General features: G+C 60.6%; 18 protein-coding genes. 8 read left to right on the top strand and 10 right to left on the bottom strand.

Features of this window, described 5'->3' with window-relative positions; translation table 11 throughout:
* Positions 1-39: 39 nt before the first annotated feature.
* Positions 40-858 (bottom strand): TonB family protein, encoded by an 819-nt coding sequence (locus tag AWU82_RS23875; RefSeq protein WP_064380863.1) that lies wholly within the window; start codon positions 856-858, stop codon positions 40-42.
* A 1,066-nt stretch (positions 859-1,924) separates the two neighbouring features.
* Between AWU82_RS23875 and AWU82_RS23870 the strand changes: the two genes are divergently transcribed.
* On the top strand, positions 1,925-2,548 hold the full coding sequence (locus tag AWU82_RS23870; RefSeq protein WP_011335069.1) for a glutathione S-transferase N-terminal domain-containing protein: 624 nt from the start codon (positions 1,925-1,927) through the stop codon (positions 2,546-2,548).
* Positions 2,549-2,708: 160 nt separating this feature from the next.
* Here AWU82_RS23870 and AWU82_RS23865 read toward each other — a convergent pair whose 3' ends face one another.
* Entirely contained in the window at positions 2,709-3,149 is a 441-nt protein-coding gene (locus tag AWU82_RS23865) for a CBS domain-containing protein (protein ID WP_064380861.1), read from the bottom strand.
* A gap of 189 nt (positions 3,150-3,338) precedes the next feature.
* Here AWU82_RS23865 and AWU82_RS23860 point away from each other — a divergent pair, with 189 nt between their 5' ends.
* Positions 3,339-5,699, top strand: coding sequence for a DNA polymerase II (locus AWU82_RS23860; protein WP_190241496.1), 2,361 nt, complete (start codon positions 3,339-3,341; stop codon positions 5,697-5,699).
* Here AWU82_RS23860 and AWU82_RS23855 read toward each other — a convergent pair.
* The 3 genes from AWU82_RS23855 to AWU82_RS23845 all read right to left on the bottom strand — a co-directional run bounded on the left by AWU82_RS23855 (position 5,664) and on the right by AWU82_RS23845 (position 8,225).
* Positions 5,664-6,134 carry a DUF1810 domain-containing protein gene (locus tag AWU82_RS23855; protein ID WP_064380855.1) on the bottom strand — a complete coding sequence of 157 codons (471 nt, stop codon included), beginning with the start codon at positions 6,132-6,134 and terminating at the stop codon, positions 5,664-5,666. The two genes, AWU82_RS23860 and AWU82_RS23855, sit on opposite strands and share 36 nt — an antisense overlap.
* 29 nt (positions 6,135-6,163) lie before the next feature.
* Positions 6,164-6,985 (bottom strand): aldo/keto reductase, encoded by an 822-nt coding sequence (locus AWU82_RS23850; RefSeq protein WP_064380854.1) that lies wholly within the window; start codon positions 6,983-6,985, stop codon positions 6,164-6,166.
* A gap of 91 nt (positions 6,986-7,076) precedes the next feature.
* The gene (locus AWU82_RS23845) at positions 7,077-8,225 is read right to left on the bottom strand and encodes an aldose epimerase family protein (protein WP_064380853.1); all 1,149 of its coding nucleotides are present in this window, start codon (positions 8,223-8,225) and stop codon (positions 7,077-7,079) included.
* A gap of 247 nt (positions 8,226-8,472) precedes the next feature.
* Here AWU82_RS23845 and AWU82_RS23840 point away from each other — a divergent pair, with 247 nt between their 5' ends.
* From AWU82_RS23840 to AWU82_RS23830, 3 genes are all read left to right on the top strand, one after another.
* Positions 8,473-9,222 (top strand): hypothetical protein, encoded by a 750-nt coding sequence (locus AWU82_RS23840; RefSeq protein WP_064384079.1) that lies wholly within the window; start codon positions 8,473-8,475, stop codon positions 9,220-9,222.
* A gap of 95 nt (positions 9,223-9,317) precedes the next feature.
* A complete protein-coding gene (locus AWU82_RS23835; protein WP_011335062.1) occupies positions 9,318-10,103 on the top strand; it encodes a sulfite exporter TauE/SafE family protein in 786 nt (261 codons plus the stop codon).
* A gap of 79 nt (positions 10,104-10,182) precedes the next feature.
* A complete protein-coding gene (locus AWU82_RS23830; RefSeq protein WP_335743284.1) occupies positions 10,183-10,458 on the top strand; it encodes a hypothetical protein in 276 nt (91 codons plus the stop codon).
* On the opposite strand, the gene AWU82_RS23825 is transcribed toward AWU82_RS23830, so the two are convergent.
* Positions 10,448-10,912: a GNAT family N-acetyltransferase gene (locus tag AWU82_RS23825; protein ID WP_064380849.1), complete on the bottom strand. Its 465-nt coding sequence runs from the start codon at positions 10,910-10,912 to the stop codon at positions 10,448-10,450. The genes AWU82_RS23830 and AWU82_RS23825 overlap by 11 nt on opposite strands.
* A 210-nt stretch (positions 10,913-11,122) precedes the next feature.
* On the opposite strand from AWU82_RS23825, the gene AWU82_RS23820 reads away from it, so the two are divergent.
* A complete protein-coding gene (locus tag AWU82_RS23820) occupies positions 11,123-11,689 on the top strand; it encodes a DUF4174 domain-containing protein (protein WP_064380847.1) in 567 nt (188 codons plus the stop codon).
* Positions 11,690-11,761: 72 nt separating this feature from the next.
* Here AWU82_RS23820 and ampC read toward each other — a convergent pair whose 3' ends face one another.
* Entirely contained in the window at positions 11,762-12,928 is a 1,167-nt protein-coding gene (gene ampC, locus AWU82_RS23815; RefSeq protein ID WP_064380845.1) for a class C beta-lactamase, read from the bottom strand.
* Positions 12,929-13,088: 160 nt separating this feature from the next.
* Between ampC and AWU82_RS23810 the strand changes: the two genes are divergently transcribed.
* Positions 13,089-13,961, top strand: coding sequence for a LysR family transcriptional regulator (locus AWU82_RS23810; protein WP_064380843.1), 873 nt, complete (start codon positions 13,089-13,091; stop codon positions 13,959-13,961).
* Positions 13,962-14,082: 121 nt separating this feature from the next.
* Here AWU82_RS23810 and gudD read toward each other — a convergent pair whose 3' ends face one another.
* Both gudD and AWU82_RS23800 read right to left on the bottom strand, forming a co-directional pair.
* Positions 14,083-15,426 carry a glucarate dehydratase gene (gene gudD, locus AWU82_RS23805; RefSeq protein WP_064380841.1) on the bottom strand — a complete coding sequence of 448 codons (1,344 nt, stop codon included), beginning with the start codon at positions 15,424-15,426 and terminating at the stop codon, positions 14,083-14,085.
* 14 nt (positions 15,427-15,440) lie between these two features.
* Positions 15,441-16,787 carry an MFS transporter gene (locus tag AWU82_RS23800; protein ID WP_011335053.1) on the bottom strand — a complete coding sequence of 449 codons (1,347 nt, stop codon included), beginning with the start codon at positions 16,785-16,787 and terminating at the stop codon, positions 15,441-15,443.
* A 364-nt stretch (positions 16,788-17,151) separates the two neighbouring features.
* Between AWU82_RS23800 and AWU82_RS23795 the strand changes: the two genes are divergently transcribed.
* Entirely contained in the window at positions 17,152-17,865 is a 714-nt protein-coding gene (locus AWU82_RS23795) for a FadR/GntR family transcriptional regulator (RefSeq protein WP_064380840.1), read from the top strand.
* Positions 17,866-18,020: 155 nt separating this feature from the next.
* Here AWU82_RS23795 and AWU82_RS23790 read toward each other — a convergent pair whose 3' ends face one another.
* On the bottom strand, positions 18,021-18,914 hold the full coding sequence (locus AWU82_RS23790) for a DMT family transporter (protein ID WP_064380838.1): 894 nt from the start codon (positions 18,912-18,914) through the stop codon (positions 18,021-18,023).
* Positions 18,915-18,960: the final 46 nt, after the last annotated feature.

The following is an 18,960-nucleotide window of genomic DNA, read 5'->3' as shown; positions in this document are numbered from 1 at the left end:
TCGGTTGTGAGTTCGGTTGTGAGTTCGGTTGTCGCGCCGTCATTGCGGCAATTTGAAATCGATGGTCTGGGTAGCGAAGCCGTCGATCGGTGTGTCGCCGCGCTTGGCCGGAATGAACTTCCAGGCCTTCACCGCCGCGACTGCCGCGTCATCCAGTTGCGGCTTGCCGCTGGACTTGGTCACCGTCACCGAACCGGCGCGACCGTTGGCCAGCACCTGAATCCGCAGCACCACGCTGCCTTCCCAGTTGCGCCGCAGCGCCAGCGACGGGTATTCCGGCGGCGGGTTGCCGAGGCTGGCGAGGCCGGAAATCGCCGCCGACTCTTTCACCGGGCCCGGTGCCGCCGCAGGTGCCGGTGGCGCACTCGGGGTGGCCGGAGCGGCAGGCGCTGCCGGTTGCGCAGGGACGGGCGGCGCTTTCGGCGGCTCGGCCTTTTTCACCGGTTTGGGTTTCTCGACCGGTTTCGGTTTTTCGATCGGCTTGGGTTTCTCCACCGGTTTGGGCGGCGGCTTGACCGCGTCCTCGTCTTCCACCGGTTGTTCCGGTTCGGGAGGGGGCGGTGGTGGGGGCGGCGGTTCCGGTGTCGGCGGGGCCGGCGGTGTCGGGCTGGTCAGCTCGACGGTCATTTCCGGAATTTCCGGCGGCGTGGGCAGCGGCTCGGCCCGCGCCTGCTGGAAAAACCACCAGGCGCCGCCGTGTATCAGCGCCGACACCGCCACCAGCAACAGCATCTGCTGTTTGTTCAGGCCGCCGGGCTGCGACGTGTTGGCCTTGTAGACGGGCCGACCCGCCACCGACGCAAGCGCTGCGTTCGGTACTGGCCCCGGCGGCGTTCTGTGCTTTACCGCATCGTTCATTAAAGCTCCCTCGGGTGGATGAAGGGCAATAAGGTGCCGTTCGAACAACACAGCGTTGTTCGAGTGAGTGGTCGCAACTTTCATACGGGTGTGCAGAAGCCGATAGTTGAACTATCTATTGAACAGGGCTTGTGCAGCTTATTGCTTCAGTAATGTCGACTTCGATGGTTCATTGATCCGGTCCGTGGCTGTTCTTTTATGACTGAGTGGCGAATGTCATTCTTGCCCTCATGGTTGATGCAATAGCAACCGCTGTGCCAAACAGTAAACAAATGTGTAGCGGTTATTTCACGGATGATACGTATGTCGCATTTATATAAGTTTCATTGAGCACACCGGTTTTCATGGGCGCATAACCTCCCGACAGCCCTGTTTTCAGGGCTTTTTTCAGGGCGAGACAGGCTTGGCGCGGTATCGCGCTGTTCAGCGAGATAGAGCGGCTGTTCTCGTGTCGGCCAGGACGCGTGATGGTGCGTGGCGGACTGATTTGGTGCGGGTCTGTGTTTTAGCGGGTCACAGGCGATGTTCCTTGTTTTTGTCTAAATAAAATCGGCTCTGGGTAATGATTGATAGTGCAGTTTTGGTGCGCTTTGGACATTAACGCCGAACAGCAAAAGTTGTATCGGTGTGCTGTCTGAAAGTTATTGTCGAACAATGTGTTCTTGCATTCATTAATGCAGCGCGCACGCAATGGCTTCTTGCGTGCTATTTAAAAAATAAATAGTGCAGGCGTTCAGGTAATAAAAGGAATGCACGGACTGTTCGGCGGGCGAACGCGGCGCAGGTAAACGGGCATCGAGAGAAGAGGGTGGCGCAGCAGATGAAGATTCACGCGGTGAACTCCTTGTTGCCAGCTCGGATACGCGAACTTTTGGTTCGGTATCGCACCTTACAAGAACGCGGATAGCGTTCGCTGATTGCTCTTGGTGCGGGATGGGCACCGCCAGCGCTGTTTTGCGAGATCAGGGATTCGCAAGCTGCCGATGAATGCGCAATCCGTGCCAAATTCGATACAACAGCTATAAATAGGGCCAGGCAGGACGCCTTTTGCAGTGGAGGAGGGGTTATGTATCAGCTCTACGGACATCGCAATTCAGGGGCCGCGGCCATCGAGGCGGCGCTCGAGCTGTGCCAGGTGGCTTACCGCTTCATCGATATCGAGGCCAGTGCGGAAGCGGCCCAGGAGCTGGCGCGGCTCAATCCGCTCAAACAGATCCCGACCCTGCAACTGCCGGACGGCAGTGTCATCACCGAAAGTGCGGCGATTCTGATTCATCTGGGGCAAAGCTTTGCGCAATCCGGCCTGCTGCCAGCCAACGGCGCTGACCGCGATCAGGCGATTCGGGGCTTGGTGTACATCGTCAGCAATTGTTATGCAGCCATTGGGATCATTGATTACCCGGAACGCTGGCTGGTGATGCCGGACGAGGCCTCGCGACAGAATCTGATGGCGGGGGCGCGGGAACGACTGCACTGGAGCTGGGAGGTGTTTGCCGATCAGTTCTCCGCCGAGCTGTACCTGGACGATGAAACACCGGGGGCACTGGACGTGCTGGCGGCGGTGGTCACGCGCTGGGCCGGTGCCCGCGAACACCTGCGCCAGGCCCGACCCGGTTTCCATGCATGGCTGCAACGCATCGACCGGCACCCGGTGCTGGCGCCGGTCTTTGCGCGGCATTGGCCCGGTTAAGAAATCGAATCAGATGGTGATCGTTGATCGTTCCCACGCTCCGCGTGGGAATGCCTCTTGTGACGCTCTGCGTCACGCTTTGGGACGCGGAGCGTCCCCGGCTGCATTCCCACGCTGAGCGTGGGAACGATCAAGCGTGGGAACGATCAGGGTGAAGGCATTATTCCCCGCGAATGTACTGCTCCAGCTGTTTGATCAGCTCGGCCTGCTCGGCAATCGCTTCCTTGACCAGGTCGCCGATCGACAGCAGGCCGATCAGTTTGCCGTTCTCCACCACCGGCAAGTGACGCAGGCGTTTGTCGGACATGATGCCAAGGCAGGTGTCGACGGTCTGGTGGGTGTCCACCGTGATCACGTTAGCCACCATGATGTCGCGCACCGGCGTGCCCACCGAGGAGCGCCCGTGCAGCACCAGTTTGCGCGCGTAATCACGCTCGCTGATGATGCCCACCACTTTGTCGTCTTCCACCACGAGCAGGGCGCCGACGTTCTTCTCGGCCATTTTCATCAGCGCTTCGAGCACCATGTGATCGGGTTTGATCTGGTGCACTTCCTGATTTTTCGGATCTTTGAGCTTGAGCAGCTGGGCGACGGTTTTCATGGCGGTTACTCAGGTGTTGTCGTTGTTCTCCAAGCATCGTAGACGCAGGCGCGCAGGGCAAGGCCGCAAAACGGCAGATAACACGCAAAAAACGTCATTTGACCGGGTTTTTCATGGCGAGGCCTTTCTCACGGGTTACGGCAATGCCGCGTAGAATGCCCGTCTGAATCAATTCCTGAGGTTGCAGTGGTGGATTTACAGCAGGGCTTCGTCCTGACCCGGCATTGGCGCGACACCCCGGCCGGCACCGAAGTCGAGTTCTGGCTGGCGACCGACGCCGGGCCGCGCCGTGTGCGTCTGCCGCATCAGCCGTCGGTGGCGTTCATCCCGGCGGCGCAGCGCGAGCAGGCCGAGCGGGTGCTGGCGGACGAAAAGAACGTCGAACTGCGCCCCCTGGCCTTGCAGGATTTCGAGCATCGCCCGGTGCTCGGTCTGTACTGCCAGCAGCATGGTCAGTTGATGCGCCTTGAAACCGCGCTCAACCGCCACAGTGTCGATGTCTTCGAAGCCGATGTGCGACCGCCCGAGCGTTACCTGATGGAACGTTTCATCACCGCGCCGGTGTGGTTCAGCGGCACGCCCGATGCCGACGGCGTGTTGCTCGACGCCCACCTCAAGCCTGCCCCCGACTATCGCCCGCAACTGCGGCTGGTCTCGCTGGACATCGAAACCACCGAGCAGGGCGAGTTGTACTCCATCGCCCTGGAAGGCTGCGGCGAACGTCAGGTGTACATGCTCGGCGCACCGAACGGCGATCACAGCATCGTCGACTTCGACCTCGAGTACTGCGAATCGCGCACCTTGATCCTGAAAAAGCTCAACGACTGGTTCGCCCGTCATGACCCCGACGCGATCATCGGCTGGAACCTCGTGCAGTTCGATCTGCGCATCCTCCACGAACACGCTCGGCGCCTCGGCGTGCCGCTCAAACTCGGGCGTGGCGGCGAGGAAATGCAGTGGCGCGAACACGGCAGCCGCACTCATTACTTCGCGGCCGCGGCGGGGCGGCTGATCATCGATGGCATCGAATCCCTGCGTTCGGCGACCTGGAGCTTTCCCTCGTTCAGTCTGGAGAACGTCGCCCAGACCTTGCTCGGCGAGGGCAAGTCCATCGACAACCCGTACCAGCGCATGGACGAGATCAACCGCATGTTCGCCGAGGACAAACCGGCGCTGGCCAAGTACAACCTCAAGGACTGCGAACTGGTCACGCGGATCTTCGCCAGGACCGAGCTGCTGAAGTTTTTACTGGAGCGCGCCAGCGTCACCGGGCTGCCGGCGGATCGCAGCGGTGGCTCGGTGGCGGCATTCACGCATTTGTACATGCCGTTGATGCACCGCCAGGGTTTTGTGGCGCCGAACCTTGGCACCAATCCTCCGCAGGCCAGCCCCGGCGGGTTTGTCATGGACTCGCAACCGGGGCTGTACGAATCGGTGCTGGTGCTCGACTACAAAAGCCTTTATCCGTCGATCATCCGCACCTTTCTGATTGACCCGGTGGGGTTGATCGAAGGCTTGCAGCATCCTGACGATAGCGACTCGGTGCCGGGCTTTCGCGGTGCGCGCTTTTCCCGCACCCGGCATTGCCTGCCGTCCATCGTCGCCCGGGTCGCCGAGGGTCGCGAGACCGCCAAGCGCGAACACAACGCGCCGTTGTCCCAGGCACTGAAGATCATCATGAACGCCTTCTACGGCGTGCTCGGTTCCAGCGGCTGCCGGTTTTTCGATACGCGGCTGGCGTCCTCGATCACCCTGCGCGGCCACGAGATCATGCTGCGCACCCGGCAGTTGATCGAAGCCCAGGGCCACGCGGTGATTTATGGCGATACCGACTCGACCTTCGTCTGGCTGCGTCGCTCCCACGGTCAGGAAGAAGCGGCGCAAATCGGTCGGGCCTTGGTGCAGCACGTCAACGATTGGTGGCGCGAGCATGTGCGTGAGCAATACGGTCTGGAAAGCGCCCTCGAATTGCAGTTCGAAACCCACTACAAACGCTTCCTTATGCCGACCATCCGTGGCGCCGAGGAGGGCAGCAAAAAGCGCTACGCCGGCCTGGTGACCCGCGCCGACGGCAGCGAGGAAATGGTCTACAAAGGCCTGGAAACCGTGCGCACCGACTGGTCGCTGCTGGCCCGGCAATTCCAGCAGGAACTGTACGAGCGGATCTTCCAGCGCAAGCCGTATCAGGATTACGTGCGCGAGTACGTGCGCAAGACCCTGGCCGGCGAGTTCGACGAGCGACTGGTCTACCGCAAGCGCCTGCGCCGTACCCTCGACGATTACGAACGCAACGTGCCGCCCCACGTGCGCGCCGCGCGGCTGGCGGACGATTACAACGCGCAGCACGGTCGCCCGCGCCAGTACCAGAACGGCGGCTGGATCAGCTACGTCATCACCTTGGCCGGCCCCGAACCGCTGGAAGTGCGCCGCGCCGCCATCGACTACGACCACTACATCACCCGCCAGCTGCAACCGGTGGCAGATGCGATCCTGCCGTTTGTCGACGACGATTTCTCAACCCTGATCGGGGGGCAACTGGGCCTGTTTTGAGTCCAGCAACTGCAAAGTCCATTCGTCCTGAATGCCGTGAAAGAAACGCTCCAGCGCCTGATGCCAGAGGCTGTCTTCGTCGGCGAACTGGGCGAACAGGGTCATTGATGAATGGAATTTCAGGTCGTCCGGATGGCCGAAAATCTCGGCAATCGAACGCTGCTGAACGTTCAGCACCAGCTGCGTGCAAATCCGCAGGCGGGCGCCGAGCAACGGGTGGGCAAGGTAGGCGCGGGTTTCCGGCGCCGAGCTGATTGCGAAGCGCCGCGACATCTCGCTGCCGCCGAGCCCGGCGAACTGCGGGAACACGAACCACATCCAGTGGCTGCGCTTGCGGCCCTCGCCGAGTTCGCGCTGGACCCGTTCGAACACCGGGTCCTGGGCGAGCACGAAGCGTTGCAGGTTGAATGGATCGTCCTGATCAGTGCTTCTCATAACGAAGCCCTCTGTCAGTCGGCGGTGGCTCAGACCATGGCCAGCCGCTGCTTGCGTTTGGGCGCCTGAAACACCTGGTCCAGCGCCGCCAGATCCCCGGCCTCGAGTTGCAGCTGCGCCGCTTGTGCATTGAGCTGCACGTGTTCCGGACGCACGGCCTTGGGAATCGCAATCACCCCATCCTGACGCAGAATCCACGCCAGCGAAACCTGTGCCGGGGTCACGCCGTGACGAGCGGCAATCTGTTTCAGCACCGGCTCGGCCAGCATCGCGCCGCCCTGGCCGATCGGGCAGTACGCCATCAACGGCATGCGCTGCTGTTGGCACCACGGCAGCAGGTCGAATTCGATACCGCGCTCTTCCAGGTTGTACAGCACTTGATTGGTGGCGCAGGCCGAATGCGACAGTTCCTCAAGATCATCGACGTCGAAATTCGACACGCCCCAGCGACCGATCTTGCCGGCCTCGCGCAGGCGCTCGAAGGCCTCGACGGTTTCTTCCAGCGGATACTGGCCGCGCCAATGCAGCAGATAGAGGTCGATGTAATCAGTGTCGAGCCGGCGCAGACTGCGCTCGCAGGCCTGGGGAATGCCTTGGCGGCTGGCGTTGTGCGGGTAGACCTTGCTCACCAGAAACACTTGATCGCGCAGGCCGGCGATGGCTTCGCCGACCACGCTTTCGGCACCGCCTTCACCGTACATTTCCGCAGTGTCAATCAGGGTCATCCCCAGTTCGATGCCACTGCGCAGGGCCGCCACTTCACGCTTGTGCGCCGAGCGGTCTTCGCCCATGCGCCAGGTGCCCTGGCCAATCACCGGCACCTGCACGCCAGCCAGTTCGAGGGTACGCATTCAAACCTCCTTTCTGAAACGGTCGATACCTTTAAGTGGGCAGCAGGATAGCCCACGGGTTCCGTCCGGTTCCAGAAAGGAGGTCAGGTGCTTACTTGGCGGAGAACTTCAACACCACGCTCTGCGTGTAGGTCTGTCCCGGATCCAGTCGGGTACTTGGGAAGTTCGGCTGGTTCGGCGAATCCGGATAGTGCTGAGTTTCCAGGGTGAACGCGCCCCAGTGCGGATAGACCTTGCCACCCTTGCCCTTGACCGTGCCGTCGAGGAAGTTGCTGGTGTAGAACTGCACGCCTGGTTCGTTGGTGAACAGCTGCAAGTGGCGACCGGATTGCGGGTCGCTGACTTCGGCGGCGAGTTTGCTGACGTCTCCCTTGGTGTCCAGCGCCCAGTTGAAATCGAAACCGCCCTGTTTTTCTTCGGCGAATTTCAACTGCAGATGATCGGCCTTGATGTGCTGGCCGATGGCGGTCGGTTTGGTGAAGTCCATCGGCGTGCCGGCCACGGGCGCCAGTTCGCCGGTCGGAATCAGTTTGGCGGTGACCGGGGTGTAATGGCTGGCGTGCAGGGTGGCGACTTGCTTGAGGATGTCGCCATTGCCGGCGCCGGCGAGGTTGAAGTAGCTGTGGTTGGTCAGGTTGAGCACCGTCGGTTTGTCGGTGCTGGCCTTGTAGTCGATGCGCAGCTCGTTGCTGTCGGTGAGGCGGTAGGTCACTTCGGTGGTGAGGTTGCCGGGGAAGCCCATTTCGCCGTCTGCCGACAGGTAGGTCAGGGTCACGCCGACCGAATCCTTGTCCTTGGTTTCTTTCGCCTTCCAGACCTTTTTGTCGAAGCCCTGAGTGCCGCCGTGCAAGGCGTTGGTCTTGTCGTTCTGCGGCACTTGGTAGCGCTTGCCGTCGAGTTCGAAAGCGCCGTCGGCCAGGCGATTGCCGAAGCGGCCGATGGTCGCGCCGAAGTACGCGGTGCCTTTCTGGTAACCCTGCACATCGTCGAAGCCGAGGACGATGTCGTCGAGCTTGCCGTGTTTGTCCGGCACCTGCAGCGACTGCAAGGTTGCGCCGTAGGTGATGACCGTGGCCTGCATGCCGTGGCTGTTGCGCAGGATGTATTGCTCGACCGGCGTGCCGTCATTGGTTTTGCCGAAGGCTTTGTGTTCGCTGGTCAGGCCGGCGGCCTGGGCGGAGAGGGTGGCGATCATCAGGGACAGTCCGAGGCCGCAGAGTGAGTGTCGGGATTGAAGCATGGGTTGACCTTCCTTTTTGTTGTTGTTTTGAAAATCGTTAAATAGTCATGCTAATTAATGGATGAATGGGAATTTATAGCGGATTAAACGATTAATGCAAAAATAAAGTCGGACTAAATTGATTGAGCCAGCGGTGCCGAAGGTCGGGAATCCACGCCGGCACTGCACTTTTGCGAAATCCCCGGCTCTATCCATGGCCAGGGTGCGGTGACTTCCGCCGCACAGGAACGTGTCCGTCAAAGAATTCATGCCGAGAGTTTTGCACCCCATCGCTGCATTCATTTATCGCCCGTGCCTGCTGCTGGCCTTTTTGTCGACGCTGCTGCTCGGCGGTTGCAGCCATCAGGACGGCAACAATTTCATCACCCAGATGCGCGAGGGCAGGCCTCAGGAATTTCTTCAGACCAGTGTTGACCGCATGGCCACGTTGGCGATGCGTGACAACCTCGACAGCCTCTATCGCTTGATGGGCAAGTTGTACCTGCGCAACCCGGACGAGTTGCGCAAATCCGGCTTTCTCGACATTCGCACGGCGGTCAAACAGGTGCGGCTGGCCATCGAACAACAGCAACCTTTGCCGACCCTCGGCGGCAAAAAGGATCTGGCAGCGCTGAGCTATGCCATGAGCCCTGAATTTCTCGGTGACCGGGTGGGTGCGTTCATCTACGCGATCGGCAGCATGTTGGTCACCGCCCACGGCAACCGCACCGAGTTCTACATGACCGATGCGATCAACCCGACCTTCGTCAACAACGCCGCGCGCAACATCGAGAAAGCCACGTGGATCCTCGCCCAACGGCAGAACAAGGAGGGCCAGCCGCTGCTGTTTTCCAACGAAATTTCCGAGGAGGGCAGCAACCTGAGTTTTGCCACGGAGTTTGGCAAAGTCGTGGCGCGTCTGGATCTGCTGACCCAGATGCTCGACGAGCGCTACCGGCGCATCGGGCTGAATTACGCCCAGAGCCTGTTGTTTTTGAATTTTTTGCCAGTGCAGTGAAATGGCATAACGATAGATCCGATCGATATAGGGCGTTATAAGAAAACTGGTTATGCTGCGGGCCGGATTTTCCTGTGGTTTGTCTGGACGTCTTAATGGAATTGGCAAATTTCGGCCTGGTGATTGCCGGGCTGGTGGTGGGGTTCATCGTCGGCATGACCGGTGTCGGCGGCGGTTCGTTGATGACGCCGATCCTGCTGTGGTTCGGCATCAATCCGGCCACAGCGGTGGGCACGGATCTGCTGTACGCGGCCATCACCAAATCCAGTGGCGTGCTGGTGCACAGGAAGAACAAGAACATCGACTGGGCCATCACCGGCTGGCTGACCCTGGGCAGTGTCCCGGCGGTGGCCATGACCTTGTGGTTCCTCAGCACCCTGCACACCGCACCGGACGCGATGAACGCCATCATCAAGCAGGCGCTGGGCTTCGTGCTGTTCGCCACGGCGCTGGCGATTCTGTTCAAGAAGCGCCTGCTGGAATTCGCCCACAAACGTGCCGGCGGCAACTACAACCCCAGCGGTGCGCGCCTGAATGTCATGACCGTGATCACCGGTCTGATCCTCGGCACCATGGTCGCCCTGACCTCCATCGGCGCTGGCGCCCTCGGCACTGTCGCACTGTTCATCCTCTATCCGCTGCTGCCGACCCGCCGCTTGGTCGGCACCGAAATCGCCCACGCCGTACCGCTGACCCTGGTCGCCGGCCTCGGCCACGCGAGCATGGGCAACATGGACTGGGGCGTGCTGGGCTTTCTGCTGGTCGGCTCACTGCCGGGCATCTGGCTCGGCAGCCACCTGACCGGCCGCGTCTCCGATGAACTGCTGCGCCCTTGCCTGGCGACGATGCTGGTGTTGATCGGTTACAAGCTGGCGTTCTGATCGGCAGGCAGCCATGAGCGAAATCACATTCCATTGCAATGGCCGTCTCGCCATCACGGTCGAGCCCCGGGAAATACGCATGAGCCACTGGCTCTACGCGCCTCTAGTGGTTGATCAGCAGCGCCAACAGACGCTGCTGGACTTGAGTGGCAGCCAGTGGGACCTGACTTCCACTACCAATGAAACCGCTGGCGGTATTGATCTACTGCTGCGCAAATATCCGGGTGACAAACCAGCGGTGACATTGAGCGTCAACCTTGATGACGGAATGCTTTGGCTTGGCGGCCGATGCGTCGAACTCTCCGGGCTGGAAGCGGCGCTGGAATTGGCGCTGAGCCAAGCGATCACTGGCTGATAGAGCGCTTCATCACCGTCACCGGCAATCCGTCATATTCCATTTCCTCCAGCACCTCCCAACCCAGGCGCGCATATAGCGACTGCGCGGCATCGGTGTACAGGTACAACTGTGGCACCCCCAGTGCGGCGGCTTCCTCGACGATGCGGTTGACCAGTTGCGAAGCGATGCCGCGGCCGCGCTGTTCGGCCTTCACGTAGACCCCGGCCAGCCACGGCGTCAATTGCGGACGGGCATCCATGTCGCTGTCGATCAGCAGCGCACCGCCGAGCAGTTTTCCGTCTTCGATCGCCACTACCACGCTGGGAATCGCACCTTTGCCGCAGGCGGCGCGCATACGTTCGGTGCGGCTGGCGAGGGTGTCTTCGGGTTTGTACTGGCCCCATTCCTTGAAGTTGAGTTCGGCCAGTTCTTCAATCAGTTCGGGGTGATCGCACAGGTAGTCGATGTGCATGCGCGTTGAACTCCATTTCACAGGTTGAACAGCCACCCTAATGCGGTCATAAAAGGTAATCAAATGCGCGACATGATCGCGCCCAACCGGTTGCGCAAAACCGGTGCTGACCTAAGCTTTGGGCAAGGCGAAACACTTTTGCCGGGCAGCCTCCGGAACAATCGCCGCGATGCGCAATCATTAGAGCGTGGATATCAAAAGGAGATGCGCATGCTCATCAGGTCACTGACCCTGACACTCTTGCTGGCGATTGCCGGCCCCCTGTTCGCCGCCGACGGCGATTCCCCTCTGGACGTCGACAAGGGCATTAACCGCCCATTGATCGTGATCGCTTCCAGCACAGTCGATTCTTATTGGGTCAGCCTGAAAAAAGCGCTGGACGACCCGGCCAACAAACAAGGCATCGCCGACCGCAAGATCAAGGTTTACACCATTCTGAGCATGAGCGGTCAGGTCGATGGCAAAAGCCTCGAGCAGCAGCAAACCATGGCGCTGCTGCGCTCGCTGAAGCTGGGCGCCGGGGCGTATCCGAAAGTCTTCCTGGTGGGCAAGGATGGCGAGACCAAACTGACGGCTTCGGGGGATGAAGCGGCGGCGGTCGACCTGAAGAAAATCTTCGACACCATTGATGCGTTGCCTGCCGCCGAGAAAGAAACTACTTCCACCGTGGTCACCGCCCCGGCCGCTGCGGAACCGGCGCCGGCCAAGGGCGCGAAAGGGACAAAACCGGCGAAGCCGACCAAACCGGCCAAGCCGCCGGAAATGCCGGATGATTGATGTTCTGATTCAGGGGTGATCAGAAAAGTAAAACGGGCGACCTTCTCAGGTCGCCCGTTTTTTATGGCGTGATTACCGGGTCAATTCCCCCAGAATCCTGTGCGCAATCTTCACCCGCTCTCCATTCGGGTAATTGCGGTTCGCCAGAATCACGATCCCGACTTTCTTCGACGGCACGAATGCGACGTAGGCGCCATAACCCCCGGTGGAACCGGTCTTGTTCAGCAGCACGTTCGCCGGTTCAGGCTGTGGCGGATTCAGCCATTTGACCTTGTGCGCCTCCATGGCCATTGGCGTCGAGTTGCCGTCCAGCAGGCGGTCGAGGCTGATCGGGTACGTGTAGCGCTCCCAGCCCAGGCCCTGGGTCATGTCGCCGACGGTGTAGTAGCCGGTGTGAGTGAGGGCGATGGCTTTTTGCAGAGGCGTTTCGAGTTTGGCGGTGTCGAGGTTGGCCTGGACGTATTGCAGCAGGTCGGCGGCGCTGGTTTTCACGCCGTAGGCTTCGGAATCGAGGGCGCCGGGGCTGACTCGAATCGGTTTGTTGTTCTTGTCATAGCCTTGGGCGTAGAGCTTTTGTTCAGACGCGGGCACCGACAGGAAGGTGTGCTTGAGCCCGAGTTTCGGCAGCAGGGTTTCGGTCATGACCTGATTGAACGGTTGACCGAGGCTTTTTGCGGCCAGGTAGCCGAACAGGCCGATGCTCGGGTTGGAATACAGGCGATGGCTGCCGGCCGGATACGTCGGTTTCCACTGTTGGTAATAGCCGAGCATCTTGTCGGCAGAATCCGCAGCATCCGGGAATTGCAGCGGCAGCCCCCCGGCGCTGTACGTGCCCAGTTGCAGCAGGCTGATGTGGTCGAAGGCGCTGCCTTTCAGTTCGGGCCAGTGCTGGCTGGCCGTATCGGAGAGTTGCAGTTTGCCGCTGGTTTGGGCGTAGGCGGCGAGGGTCGCGGTGAAGGTTTTGCTTACCGAGCCGATTTCGAACAGGGTGTTTTCACTCACTGCCTGCCCGGTGCTTTTGTCGGCGACACCGTAGTTAAAGTAATGTGCCTTGCCATCGACGGTCACGGCTACGGCCAGTCCCGCGATGTCCTGTTGCTGCATGACCGGGGTCACGGTGGCCTTGACCAGCGCCTGCAACTGATCGTCGGTTTGTGGGGCGGCCAGGCAGGTGGCGGCGCTGAAGAAAAGTCCGAAAGCGCTGTAGGACGTGAGTTTTCTCAGGTTGGTCGAAGACATGTTTGAACCACTCTCCATGAGTGTTGATGGTGTTATCCCGCTACACTGCGAGCGTTTTTTCATTGGGCTGCTGATCGGCGCCGCCAAATCTAGGCAGTCCGCTGTCTTTCGGCAAACGATGAAAACTCGGATGAGCCATTAGAAAAATTTGGGATTAGGCATGATTCGACCTCAATTGCCTTTGAATGCATTGCGCGCCTTCGAAGCCTCTGCGCGTCATTTGAGCTTTACTCGCGCCGCCGTGGAGTTGTGCGTGACCCAGGCGGCCGTCAGCCATCAGGTCAAAAGCCTCGAGGCGCAACTCGGCGTGATCCTGTTCAAACGCCTGCCCCGTGGGCTGATGCTGACCGGCGAGGGCGAAACCCTGCTGCCGGTGCTGACCACATCGTTCGATCATATCGCGCAGATGCTCGAGCGTCTGGCGGGCGGGCAATATCGGGAAATGCTCACGGTCGGCGCGGTGGGCACTTTCGCGGTGGGCTGGTTGTTGCCGAGGCTGGCAGACTTTCAGGCGAAACATCCGCTCATAGATTTGCGGCTGTCGACCAACAACAATCGGGTGGATGTCGCCGCCGAGGGACTGGATTACGCGATCAGGTTTGGCGCCGGGGCGTGGCACGGTATTGAAGCGACCCGTTTGCTGGAGGCGCCGTTGTCGGTGCTCTGCGTGCCGGAAATCGCCCGGCAACTGCACATGCCGGGGGACCTTCTGCAGCAGCGTTTGCTGCGTTCCTATCGCACCGATGAGTGGCCGGAGTGGTTTCATGCGGCCGGTCTTGCGACCCATGCCGCACCGCCCCAGAGCATCGTGTTCGACTCGTCGCTGGCGATGATGGAGGCGGCGTTGCAGGGCGGCGGGGTGGCACTGGCGCCGCCGTTGATGTTTGCCCGACAACTGGCGGCGGACCTGATCCGCCAACCCTTTGCCATCGAAATCACCACCGGCAGCTATTGGCTGACGCGGTTGCAGTCACGGCCGGAGACGTCGGCAATGGCGGCGTTCAGGCACTGGTTGCTGGAAATGTCCGGCTAGTGAAAATTCTTGTGGGAGCGAGCTTGCTCGCGATGACGGCCTCAAATTCGAAACATCTATCGGCTGAGACTCCGCCATCGCGAGCAAGCTCGCTCCCACAGGGAATTGCGTTGAATCCGGGTCAGCGCACCAGGCAGGGACGCTTGTTATCGAACGTCCAGCCCGGAATCAGAAACTGCATCGCCACGCTGTCATCCCGCGCGCCCAGCCCCATGCCTTTATAGAGCTCGTGGGCCTTGGCCACCTGATCCATGTCCAGCTCCACGCCCAGCCCCGGTTTCTTTGGTACCGGCACGCAGCCATCGACGATTTGCAACGGTGCCTTGGTCAGGCGCTGGCCGTCCTGCCAGATCCAGTGGGTGTCGATGGCGGTGATCTCGCCCGGCGCGGCGGCCGCGACGTGGGTGAACATCGCCAGGGAAATGTCGAAGTGGTTGTTGGAGTGCGAGCCCCAGGTCAGGCCCCATTCGTGGCACATCTGCGCCACGCGCACCGAGCCCTGCATGGTCCAGAAGTGCGGGTCGGCCAGCGGAATGTCCACCGACTGCAGCTGAATCGCGTGACCCATTTCACGCCAGTCGGTGGCGATCATGTTGGTGGCGGTTTTCAGCCCGGTGGCGCGGCGGAATTCGGCCATCACTTCACGGCCCGAGTAACCGTTTTCCGCACCGCACGGGTCTTCGGCGTAGGCCAGCACATGATGCTGATCGCGGCACAGACGGATCGCTTCTTTCAGTGACCACGCGCCGTTCGGATCGAGGGTAATGCGGGCGTCAGGGAAGCGCTCGGCCAGTGCGGTCACCGCTTCGATTTCGGCATCGCCGCTGAGCACGCCGCCCTTGAGCTTGAAGTCCTTGAAGCCATAGCGCGCATGGGCCGCCTCGGCCAGGCGTACCACGGCGTCGGCGGTCATGGCTTTCTCGTGACGCACGCGGAACCAGTCGTTGTCGGCATCCGGTTCGCTGCGGTAGGCGAGGTCGGTTTCCCGGCGATCGCCCACGTAGAACAGGTAGCCAAGCATCTTCACTTCATCGCGTTGCTGACCTTCGCCGAGCAATGCGGCCACCGGCACGTCGAGGTGCTGGCCAAGCAGGTCGAGCAGGGCGGCTTCGAGCCCGGTGACCGCGTGAATGGTGATGCGCAGGTCGAAGGTTTGCAGGCCACGGCCTCCGGCGTCGCGGTCGGCGAAAGTCTGGCGCACCTGGTTGAGGATCTTCTGGTAGGTGCCGATCGGGCTGCCGACCACCAGGCTGCGGGCGTCTTCTAGGGTCTGGCGGATACGTTCGCCGCCGGGCACTTCACCGACCCCGGTGTGGCCGGCGTTGTCCTTGAGGATGACGATGTTGCGGGTGAAAAACGGCCCGTGTGCGCCGCTCAGGTTGAGCAGCATGCCGTCGTGGCCGGCGACCGGGATGACTTGCATCTCGGTGATGATCGGGGCTTTGGCGATGTCGTGTGCGGTCATTTGGGATTGTCCTTTCAAGCGTGTTTCGGCGCGGCATCGGCCACGGCGACGTCAGGTGCGGATTTGGGTGTCATGCGGGCGGCGAACACGATAATCGCGGCAATGATCGAGGTCGCGGCCAGGCCATAGAGGCCGCCCTGGATCGAACCGGTGTGTTGTTCCAGCAGGCCGAACGTGGTCGGAGCGACGAAGCCGCCGAGGTTGCCCACCGAGTTGATCAGTGCGATCACGGCAGCGGCGATCCGTGCATCGAGATAGGCCTGCGGGATTGGCCAGAACAGCGACGAAGCGGATTTGAAACCCAGCGCAGCAAAGCAGATCGCAACGAAAGCGAAGATCGGCCCGCCGGTGGTGGACATAAACATCCCCGCCGCGGCGATCAACAGCGCCGTGGCAACCCACGCCTGCTGATGCTTCCATTTCGCCGAGAACGAGGCGAACGCATACATGCCAATGATCGACAGCAGCCACGGAATCGAGTTGAACAGGCCGACCTGGAAGTCGCTCATCTCGCCCATCTTCTTGATGATGCTCGGCAGCCAGAACGTCGCGGCGTAGATGGTCAATTGAATGAAGAAGTAGATCAGGCAGAACAGGATGATCTGACGATCCTTGAGCAGTTTGCCCAGCGACGGCCGGATCGGGGTCGCGGCTTCGCGGGCCTTTTGTTCATCGTCGATGGCTTTGACCAGCGCGTCTTGCTCGGCACGGGTCAGCCATTTGGCATCGTGGGGCTTGGCGTCGAGCCAGAACCAGACGAATACGCACAGGCCGACCGAGAACATCCCTTCAATGAAATACATCCACTGCCAGCCGTGCATGCCGAGACCTTCGATCTGCAGCAACAGACCAGACAACGGGCCGGAAATCAGCGAGGCCACGGCCGAACCGCTCAAGAAAATCGCAATCGCCTTGCCGCGCTCGGCCCCAGGTAACCAGCGGGTGAAGTAGTAGATCACCCCGGGAAAGAACCCGGCCTCGGCCACGCCGAGCAGAAAACGCAGGATGTAGAAGTGGGTTTCATTCTGGATGAACGCCATGCCGGCGGCGACCAGGCCCCAGGTGAGCATGATGCGGGTCAGCCAGATTCGTGCGCCGACCTTTTGCAGCAGCATGTTGGAGGGGACTTCGAACAGCGCGTAACCGATGAAGAACAGCCCGGCACCGAAACCGTAGGCCGCGGCACCGATGCCGAGGTCGTGTTCCATGTGGGTGCGGACGAAGCCGATGTTCACCCGGTCAATGTAATTGACGATGAACATGATGACGAACAGCGGCAGGACGTGGCGTTTGACTTTGGCAATGGCGGAGGACAGCACGGAATCGGCGCCCTCGTTCATCCCGGCAATGGATGATTTCACTTGGTTTTCTCCCACTCGTTATTTTTATGCGGGGTGAATCTGGGTGTTGCGTGTTGATAGACATCATACAACTAGATTTTTTTGTCCTACAAGCGGAAGTGCTCAATCAAATTTGTCTACGGAGAGCGGTTTTTATGCTTTTTCAGATTTTAGAACCCGTTTTTATTGGGTTTTATAGAGGTTCTATCAGGTGTGATGTAGAGCTTTACGCCAGTGATCGTGGAGAAATTGCACGGCGAAATGGAAGAATGTCTGTCTAAAATTGAGTGTTGTCATACAAGTTGAATCCCGGAATTCATAGGAGCTCATACAAGTCGTTGCCGCCAGTGCTACGATCGGTCTGCCCCGATCACCGGAACCGACCATGCAAGAAGACCCCGACGCCCCCGCCCGTAAACGCGCGCACAACCTGGCCCATGACCTGGTGGAAAAACTGACGCAGAGCATCCTGCTCGGTCAGATGCTGCCCGGTGACAAGTTGCCGTCGGAAAACTCGATCGTTCAGGAACACGGCGTCAGCCGCACCGTCGTGCGCGAGGCGATTTCCAAATTGCAGGCGTCGGGGCTGGTGGAGACGCGGCACGGCATCGGCACGTTCGTGATCGAACGCGCACCGGAGCAGGGGTTGCGACTGAATGTCGACACCGCGCTGGGGGTGCGCAGCATTCTCGAATTGCGCATGGGGCTGGAGACTCAAGCGGCGGCGCTGGCCGCGCAGCGCCGCACCGAACAGCAGCTGGAGCAGATGCGTCAGGCACTCGATGACTATCAGCGTCTACTGGCCAACAACGACAGTTGCGTCGAGGCCGACCGGCGCTTCCACCTGTTGATTGCCGAAGCCACCGGCAATGTCTGCTTCACCGAGATCATGCAGCACTTGGGCAGTGCGATGATTCCGCGCACTCGGGTCAACGCGGCAGAGCGCGGGGCGGTGGATTTGAGCAAGCTCGGGCAACTGGCGAATCTGGAACATGAGGCCATTTTCAACGCAATCAAACGCCAGGATTCGGAAGCGGCGCGTGCGGCGATGTGGCTGCACTTGACCAACAGTCGTGACCGGTTTTCGGCTCAGGGTTGAATTGAGTGAGGGGGGGGCGGGCCAGCCTCATCGTCGGATCGCAGGCCGGATCAAGCCACATTTTTTGTGTCAGCCCCAAATCCAACGCCTGGCTCTGAACCCTGTGGGAGCGGGCTTGCCCGCTAAGGCGGCCTCTGCTTCGAAACAATTCAGGATCAGGCCTGAGTTGCCCGAACCACCATCGGCCGCTCCAGATTCAACGCCAGCACACTGATCAGCACCACCGCCGAACCCGCCAGCACCAGTAACGTCGGTCTCTCACCCAATCCCACCGAAGCAATTCCCATCGCAGTCGGCGGAATCAGATACAGCGTCATCGTCGCCCGGCTCAGGTCCACATGCTTGAGCACGAATGCCCACGCCAGATAGGCGAGGGCGCTGGGAAACACGCCCAGACCCAGCACCGCCCATTGCACCCGCAATGGCGCACCGGCCACGCTGTCGGCCAATCCCGGCAAGTAGATCAACAGCAACAACGTGCCCGACCACACTGTGTAGCAAACCAGTGTCAGTCCGTCATAACGCCGGGCATGATGTTTTTGCAGAGCGAAGTAGACGCTCCACGACACTGCCGCAAGCAGGATCAATAAACCATGCGCGTCGAGGCTGCCGAGGCCGCGATCGCCGCTGACCACGATCACCACGCCGACGAACCCCAGCAACACACAACCCCAGCGCCAGACGCTGACCCGATCCTTGAACAGAAACCGCGCCAGCAGCGTGCTGAACAGCGGCGTCGATTGCGCCAGCACACTCGACGCGCCGGCGCTGACGCTTTGCTGGCCGATGTTCAACACGACGTGATGCAGGCTCACGGCAAAAAAGCCCAGGGCAAACAACAGCGGCAGGTCTTGCAGGCGCGGCAGGTGAATGCCTTTGAAACCAGCAATCACGGCCATGAACAGCGATGCCAACAGAAACCGCAGCAACGCCAGATGACCGGGATCGTAGGCTTGCAGGCCGATATGGATGCCGGTCGGCGAATAGGCCCAGCAGCCGACCACGAAGGCCATGGTCAACAGGATTTTCAAAGGAGAAGTGGAACGCATGAGCGAGGCACCAAGAGGGTTGATGCGCCGAGTATCCGGGCGGACA

This window comes from Pseudomonas glycinae (genome assembly GCF_001594225.2).
Lineage (GTDB): Bacteria > Pseudomonadota > Gammaproteobacteria > Pseudomonadales > Pseudomonadaceae > Aquipseudomonas > Aquipseudomonas glycinae.
Note: the sequence above shows the minus strand (reverse complement) of the source record. Positions and strands in the feature narration are given on the sequence as shown.

Excerpts from the sequence above, each read along its gene's own strand:
- AWU82_RS23875 (WP_064380863.1), bottom strand. The coding sequence starts at position 858 with ATGAACGATGCGGTAAAGCACAGAACGCCGCCGGGGCCAGTACCGAAC.
- AWU82_RS23870 (WP_011335069.1), top strand. The coding sequence starts at position 1,925 with ATGTATCAGCTCTACGGACATCGCAATTCAGGGGCCGCGGCCATCGAG.
- AWU82_RS23865 (WP_064380861.1), bottom strand. The coding sequence starts at position 3,149 with ATGAAAACCGTCGCCCAGCTGCTCAAGCTCAAAGATCCGAAAAATCAG.
- AWU82_RS23855 (WP_064380855.1), bottom strand. The coding sequence starts at position 6,134 with ATGAGAAGCACTGATCAGGACGATCCATTCAACCTGCAACGCTTCGTG.
- AWU82_RS23850 (WP_064380854.1), bottom strand. The coding sequence starts at position 6,985 with ATGCGTACCCTCGAACTGGCTGGCGTGCAGGTGCCGGTGATTGGCCAG.
- AWU82_RS23845 (WP_064380853.1), bottom strand. The coding sequence starts at position 8,225 with ATGCTTCAATCCCGACACTCACTCTGCGGCCTCGGACTGTCCCTGATG.
- AWU82_RS23840 (WP_064384079.1), top strand. The coding sequence starts at position 8,473 with ATGCCGAGAGTTTTGCACCCCATCGCTGCATTCATTTATCGCCCGTGC.
- AWU82_RS23835 (WP_011335062.1), top strand. The coding sequence starts at position 9,318 with ATGGAATTGGCAAATTTCGGCCTGGTGATTGCCGGGCTGGTGGTGGGG.
- AWU82_RS23830 (WP_335743284.1), top strand. The coding sequence starts at position 10,183 with ATGAGCCACTGGCTCTACGCGCCTCTAGTGGTTGATCAGCAGCGCCAA.
- AWU82_RS23825 (WP_064380849.1), bottom strand. The coding sequence starts at position 10,912 with ATGCACATCGACTACCTGTGCGATCACCCCGAACTGATTGAAGAACTG.
- AWU82_RS23820 (WP_064380847.1), top strand. The coding sequence starts at position 11,123 with ATGCTCATCAGGTCACTGACCCTGACACTCTTGCTGGCGATTGCCGGC.
- ampC (WP_064380845.1), bottom strand. The coding sequence starts at position 12,928 with ATGTCTTCGACCAACCTGAGAAAACTCACGTCCTACAGCGCTTTCGGA.
- AWU82_RS23810 (WP_064380843.1), top strand. The coding sequence starts at position 13,089 with ATGATTCGACCTCAATTGCCTTTGAATGCATTGCGCGCCTTCGAAGCC.
- gudD (WP_064380841.1), bottom strand. The coding sequence starts at position 15,426 with ATGACCGCACACGACATCGCCAAAGCCCCGATCATCACCGAGATGCAA.
- AWU82_RS23795 (WP_064380840.1), top strand. The coding sequence starts at position 17,152 with ATGCAAGAAGACCCCGACGCCCCCGCCCGTAAACGCGCGCACAACCTG.
- AWU82_RS23790 (WP_064380838.1), bottom strand. The coding sequence starts at position 18,914 with ATGCGTTCCACTTCTCCTTTGAAAATCCTGTTGACCATGGCCTTCGTG.